We start from the raw sequence: 6,686 nt of genomic DNA on the forward strand, positions 1-6,686 counted from the left end.
TTTTAGCAAAGGGCTTTGTGTCGCGACGTATTCAGCTAAAAAGACAAAGGTCGTCGCGAAAAAATTAAACCGTAAACGCGGCTATAGTCGCTGAAAAGTCGATAGGATTAACAAACTCTGGATCATCTAATGGAAGTAGACCATGCCAAAGTTGTTCTAGTTCCCCAACTAGTTGAACCGCTTCAGATAAAGTGTAGTCGCTTTTTACTTGTGCGGTTTGAATCCCGATCCAGTTAACCAAAGCTGACAACATGTCATTAGGTTGCTTCACTGCACCCTGGGCATTTATTGAAGCCGCGTAAGATAACAGATCTGGGATCAAAATTTGTAAGTTTTGCTGCCTTAAAGGAGAAGGCACGCCCATCACCATTACCGCCTCGCTGTTTCGCGCCTTAAGCTCAATCCCCAGTAATGCCAGAGTTTGACTCAGCGCCTTAGCAACTTCGACAAGTTCACTACCCAGCTTAATCGATAAAGGCACCAATAGTGGTTGGCTTTTTAACGCGCCACCTCGAGTATCAAGCTGACCAACAACACGCAATAACTCAGCCTTAGCCAAGGAAACCAGCACACTGCCGTTCTTATTGCCCATTACCAGATACTGACGTTCCACAATCGAGACCGCTTTGCCCAAGTCCGTTACAGGTGCTCTTGGCTTTAAATGAACAGGATTCTGTTGAGCAGGCTTAGCTTCTTTATTTTCTTTATTTTCTAAGTTGTCTCTGGTTTCTACTGGTGCCACATGCTCTTGAGAAAGTGAAGGCTGTACAACTTGCTCATCAAAATCTGGCGTTTTCAGAAGCTCTTTATAGGCTTTCACTTCTCGCTTAGATGGCGCGGGTTCACCATGATGTTGGTGTGGCTCTTTCTCTTTTCTCGGAACAGGTCGAGACTCTATCCACTCTTGGCGAGAGGAACCGGTAAAACTGCTGTCACTAGTAGCCGAGCTTCGGCCAGCTAATGAACTTGGACTGGTTGATGAGCTTGGGCTAATTGATGAAACATAATGTCGCCCACCATCATTAACGCTGTGTTGAGGCTTATCAAAAGCGTGCTCTGATTCTGCTTTTCTCGGGTAGGCAGGCGTTTGCTCAATAGCGTGTCGCACCCTATCCGAAACTTGGGTTTGATCCGAACTGCTAGGCATTACGCTTTCTGGCTCAGCGAAACTTGCAACACCATCAACTGCAGAGCTCGTACTATCTTGCTGATGATGAATCACTTCTGACTGATGAAAAGCCGACTGATTGATAGGTGCAGCATCGATCTGCTTGCTCTGTGCTAAACCATCACTCAATGCTTGGTAAATAAAGTCATGCACAAGGCGCGCTTGATGAAAACGCACTTCATGTTTTGCAGGGTGGACATTCACGTCCACCTGATGTGGGTCGAGTTCAATGAACAACACATACGTCGCGAATTGGTCTGGACGCAGGCTGGTTTCGTAGCTTTGACGAATCGCATGATTGATCAGCTTGTCACGCATCATACGACCATTCACATAGCAGTATTGCAGGTCGCTTTGTTGTCTTGCTCCTTCTGGCGTGGTGATCCAGCCATGAAGTTTTAGGCCTTGATGCTCAAGTTCGATCTTAAGCATATGACGAACAAAAGGATTGCCACATACCGCAGCGATTCGCTTTTCTGCTTGAACTTGTGTTTTTGCAGCGCGGTACTGACGAATCATCTTGCCGTTATGACGAAGGTTGATCGTCACATCAAAACGACTCAATGCGATGCGTTTAAGCAACTCATCAATATGGGTGAATTCAGTTTTCTCGGTGCGTAAGAATTTGCGGCGTGCTGGCGTATTAAAGAACAGGTCCAACACCTCAACCGAAGTGCCAATAGGATGCGCCGCAGGCTGCAGTTTCACCTGCATATCACGGCCTTCACTGTGTGCTGCCCAAGCTTGATCTTGAGTGGCAGGGCGTGAAGTCATGGTCAAGCGCGCAACCGAGCTAATACTCGCCAGCGCTTCACCACGGAAACCGAGGCTGACGATCGCCTCTAGGTCATCAAGAGTGTGGATTTTGGAGGTAGCATGACGACTCAGTGCCAAGGCAAGCTCATCTTTTACGATGCCTTTACCATTGTCACGAACGCGGATCATCTTGGCGCCACCTTTCTCGATATCAATATCGATACGTGTCGCACCAGAATCCAAACTGTTCTCAACCAACTCTTTTACAACAGAAGCGGGTCTTTCTACCACCTCACCCGCTGCGATTTGGTTAGCTAACCGAGCTGGCAGTATTTTGATCGTCATATTTATAGCTACCTTACTGCCATTGATGGAAACGCTGCTACGTTTGCACTAGTTCTTATTTTTTATCATTGATATACCTGAAGCTGTTTAGCATTCCCAAGACTACTTGTGAGGAATAATCAACACTTGGCCGATAGCTAGACTGTCAGATCTTAGCTTATTCGCTTGGCGAATGCTGTTGACGCTCACGCCGTATTTCGAAGCTATCTTGCCAAGGTAATCACCTCTTGCAACTTTGTGTTTGCGCAGAGGAACATCTTTAACTTCAACCGTAATACGTAACTTTTGGCCTACTCTCACCGTCTCTGATTTCAAACGGTTCTCACGTTTAATATCAGCCACCGACACTTTATAGCGGCTGGCGATCTTACCTAGGTACTCTCCAGACTTAACCGTGTGAGTGATGGTCTTCGTTTTAACCGCACTGCTTGATGATGAAGTTGAAGCACTGCCTGGAATCTTAAGTACTTGGCCAATTGCTAGGCTGCTCGATTTCAGATTGTTGAACTTCATCAACGTCTGTGTCGACGTACCATACTTGCTCGCAATCACAGACAAAGACTCACCACGAGAGACTTTATGTTGGCTCACGCTGCCCGTTGATGACGTTGCGTTAGACAAGATAATCCCTTCAGGCGGGTTAGCCTTCAAATACTTAACCACCGCTTTAGTCACTGCTCGTGCCAATTTATCTTGGTGCGAACGTTGGAAAAGAAGCTTCTCTTCCGTCGGATTCGAAATAAAACCTGTCTCTACCAGTACTGATGGGATCTGTGGTGAACGTAATACTGCTAAGCTGGTGTTAATCGGCTTGCTATTGTGCAGTTTCGCAACCTTACCCATTTCAGACAGAATTGCCGTTGCCAGTTTGTAGCCCTCTTTTTGAGAGTGGCTAAACTGCAAATCAAGCAGGGTTTGGTTTACGTTCTTATCATCAATATTGCTTGTGAACGCTGCACCGCTACCACCAAGCAATTCAGACTGTTTCTCTTTATTCTCAATCCAACGAGAGATCTCTGTATTTGCGCGTCGAGTGTTCAATACAAACACTGAACCACCTCTTGGTTGAGGCGTCGTAAAGGCGTCGGCGTGAATAGAGATCAACAGGTGAGCTTCATTCTCTCGAGCAATCGCAACACGTCGATTCAGGTTCACAAAGTAATCAGCATTACGAGTCATACGAGTTTTGATCCCCGGGACCGCATTCAGTTGAGCTGCTAACTTCTTAGAAATACTCAGAGTCGCGTCTTTTTCGTATTTACGCGTAGGACCAATCGAACCTGGGTCTTCACCACCGTGGCCAGGATCAATCACAATTAGAATATCTTTCTGGCGCTTAACCTGATTAATGTTCTTACTTACCGTTGGCTTACTCGGTGTCGATGTCGCTTTACTTGCCGCACCATGAGGTAAGTCGATCACCAAACGGTGTCCATACTGACCACCTGGGGTCGGGCTCAGTTTGAATAATTCTGCTTTAGACGACTTCTTTAACTCAAAAACCAAGCGATAGGTGTTTTTGTCTGGCGGTGAGCTCTTACGAATCTTAGATAGAACAGGGCTGTCTTTCACCTCGACCGGTAACTTAGTCGCAAGACTGGTATTTTTTAAATCAACCACTAAGCGACTCGGGCTACTCAGGGTGAAATAGCTAAAGTCCGCTTCTGATTTTAAGTCGATAACCACACGAGTTTCTTCTGGAGAAGGCCAAACCCTTAAACTTTTCAGTGAGTTTGCAGAAACAAGTGAAGAAAACAGTATAGAAAAAACAGCAGCCATCATGGCCACTGTTGAAATAAGGCGTTTAGAAATCAACATAACTCCAACTGACTAAGTAAGCGCTGTCCGTATTCACTATTAGCGGTTAAAGAAACAATACGGTGATCGTCTTGGTAACGAATATCAATATCCAAATCGGCTTCTGGTAGCATCCCATAACCTTTCTCAGGCCATTCAACCAAACAGATAGCATCCGGAGTAAAGTAGTCACGAATTCCCATAAACTCTAACTCTTCAGGATCGGCTAGGCGATAAAGGTCAAAGTGGTACACCTGCCAATCTGCAAGTTGATAAGGTTCAACTAGAGTATACGTTGGGCTCTTTACATTTCCTTGATGGCCAAGCGCTTTTACAAAGCCACGACTAAAGGTCGTTTTGCCTGCGCCAAGATCACCATGCAGATAAATAGTCGTCTGCTGTGAGCAAAGATTAGAAAGCTCCGTTCCTAATTGAATCGTTGCTTGTTCATCTTTCAAAGTAAATTGTTTCGTGCTCATGAATACGTTCTCTAAAAATCGATCGTTGACTATATAAAAATCAAAAGAACAAGAATAGTAAACCGTGATGCTTTTGGGAGACAAGCACTCAAGTGTAAGTTCTATGAAAAATACTGATCAAAACGCGTCTGTTCTGGTCAACACCACTAAGATCCGTTAAGATCCGCCCCCATTTTTGCCGAACCTAATTTTAATTAGCCTTATCTCTAATTGTAAAACAGAGAAAATAAGAAATAAGCCATGAATCTAGACCATCTTGCTGAAAAAATTAAAATCTGGGGAAAAGAGCTGGGCTTTCAAAAAGTTGGCATCTGCGATGTTGATTTAAGTGAACACGAAGCCCCTCTTCAAGCATGGCTAGATGCAGGCAACCACGGCGAAATGGATTGGATGGCTCGACATGGGATGATGCGTGCACGTCCTGATGAACTTCACCCAGGCACAATTCGAGTGATCAGCGCTCGAATGAACTACCTACCACCAGAAGCTCAGTTCGCCTCTAACCTAAGCGATACCACTCAAGGCTACATCAGCCGCTATTCTTTAGGCCGCGACTATCACAAATTGTTCCGTAACCAGTTGAAAAAGCTAGGACAAAGAATTGAAAAAGAGGTCGAGGGTTTAGACTCACGCCCTTTCGTCGATTCAGCGCCCATTTTGGAAAGACCACTCGCTCAAAAAGCAGGGTTGGGCTGGACAGGTAAACACTCATTAATTCTTGATAAAGACGCTGGCTCTTGGTTCTTTCTAGGGGAGCTGTTAGTTAACATCCCTCTTCCCACGGATGAACCCAGTGTTGATGAGTGCGGCAAATGCACCGCATGTATCACTTCTTGCCCAACGGGTGCCATTATTGCTGATGGCGTGGTTGATGCGCGCAAATGTATTTCGTACTTAACCATTGAATATGATGGTGTGATCCCTGAAGAGTATAGAGATGCCATTGGTAACCGTATCTACGGTTGCGATGATTGTCAGTTAGTTTGCCCGTGGAATCGTCATGCCGAACTCACAGAGCAAACAGACTTTCACCGCAGAGAAGATTTCCAAGAAGCCGATCTGGTTTCACTTTCAAGTTGGGACGAAGCAACCTTCCTAAAGAAAATGGAAGGCTCAGCAATCAGACGTATCGGCCACACCCAGTGGTTACGCAATATCTTTGTTGCGATGGGCAATGCACCATTTCAACAACGCATTATTGAAACCCTGGAGTCTCATCAAGGCAAAAACGAAATGCTTGATGTGCATATTGAGTGGGCTTTGAATAAACAACTACAGCAGTTACCCAACGCTAGCAGTGTGCAAGAAGATAGCTCTACGCAGAAAAATAGCTGTGTGCAAAAAAGTAACAGCAAAATCTCCACCAAAAAGCACAGACTGATACGTATAGTAGAGAAAGGACTACCAAGAGACGCCTAGCCCTTTTGGTATCAACGATTGACAGCGACACCCACATCGATAGTCCAATATTTAAGACAACTCGTTGCACATAATTTTAGAACAATGTTTGACCTTGTTCTCAATTCTAACAATGTGGAAAAAATTCAGAACTCTCGTAAACTTCCGACACCCGAGCAAAGTTAAACACAGTACCGATAAATGATTAAGATCAAAAAACAACAAGTTAACGATCTTTTATTAAATCCAAGATAGGCATCCAACTTGATAAAAAACAACAAGTTATGATCGCTGCAATTCATCTAATATATTGAAAACAAGAAAGATCTTTTAGGGATATGTAAAGAATTAAGCCTGAAACAACTTTATCAACCAAGTTATCCACACCTAACATTTTGTGGATAAGTCTGTTTATAGATGTGAAAAACCTCAAGTATCTGCTTCAGAGACCTGATGTTTACTAGCATTCCAGTTGCTAAGAAAAATTTAAGACAAAAAAATATCCACCATGATGGAGGATTATTTGCTTTTTGGGGGGATTATGCTTCGCAGCATTAAAGAAAGAGCGTGACCTTTGTGGTCGCCTTTAAACACAGAAGTTTAAAGTACTTATTAGCTTTTTTAGAAGAAAGTGGAGCGATACATCGGGTTCGAACCGATGACCTCAACCTTGGCAAGGTTGCGCTCTACCAACTGAGCTAGTATCGCATTAGTTATTCGCTGCTCATACTGCCTTGGGCAAC

4 protein-coding genes and 1 tRNA gene are annotated in these 6,686 nt (G+C 44.5%); 1 reads left to right on the plus strand and 4 read right to left on the minus strand.

Annotation, left to right across the window (positions count from 1 at the left end):
• Nucleotides 1–64: 64 nt before the first annotated feature.
• The 3 genes from mutL to tsaE all read right to left on the minus strand — a co-directional run bounded on the left by mutL (nt 65) and on the right by tsaE (nt 4,545).
• Entirely contained in the window at nt 65–2,269 is a 2,205-nt protein-coding gene (mutL, locus tag AB4133_RS20145) for a DNA mismatch repair endonuclease MutL (RefSeq protein WP_372225548.1), read from the minus strand.
• A 102-nt stretch (nt 2,270–2,371) separates the two neighbouring features.
• Nucleotides 2,372–4,087, minus strand: a complete 1,716-nt coding sequence (locus tag AB4133_RS20150; protein ID WP_017067933.1) for an N-acetylmuramoyl-L-alanine amidase — start codon at nt 4,085–4,087, stop codon at nt 2,372–2,374.
• Nucleotides 4,081–4,545 (minus strand): tRNA (adenosine(37)-N6)-threonylcarbamoyltransferase complex ATPase subunit type 1 TsaE, encoded by a 465-nt coding sequence (gene tsaE, locus AB4133_RS20155; protein ID WP_004735870.1) that lies wholly within the window; start codon nt 4,543–4,545, stop codon nt 4,081–4,083. The genes AB4133_RS20150 and tsaE overlap by 7 nt, the downstream gene beginning before the upstream one ends.
• A 240-nt stretch (nt 4,546–4,785) precedes the next feature.
• Here tsaE and queG point away from each other — a divergent pair, with 240 nt between their 5' ends.
• Nucleotides 4,786–5,964, plus strand: a complete 1,179-nt coding sequence (gene queG / locus AB4133_RS20160) for a tRNA epoxyqueuosine(34) reductase QueG (RefSeq protein WP_017059922.1) — start codon at nt 4,786–4,788, stop codon at nt 5,962–5,964.
• A 611-nt stretch (nt 5,965–6,575) separates the two neighbouring features.
• Here the strand turns inward: queG and AB4133_RS20165 are convergent.
• Nucleotides 6,576–6,651 (minus strand) — tRNA-Gly (locus tag AB4133_RS20165).
• Between the last annotated feature and the right edge of the window lie 35 nt (nt 6,652–6,686).

The organism is Vibrio sp. 10N.286.52.F8 (assembly GCF_041468745.1).
Lineage (GTDB): Bacteria > Pseudomonadota > Gammaproteobacteria > Enterobacterales > Vibrionaceae > Vibrio > Vibrio crassostreae_C.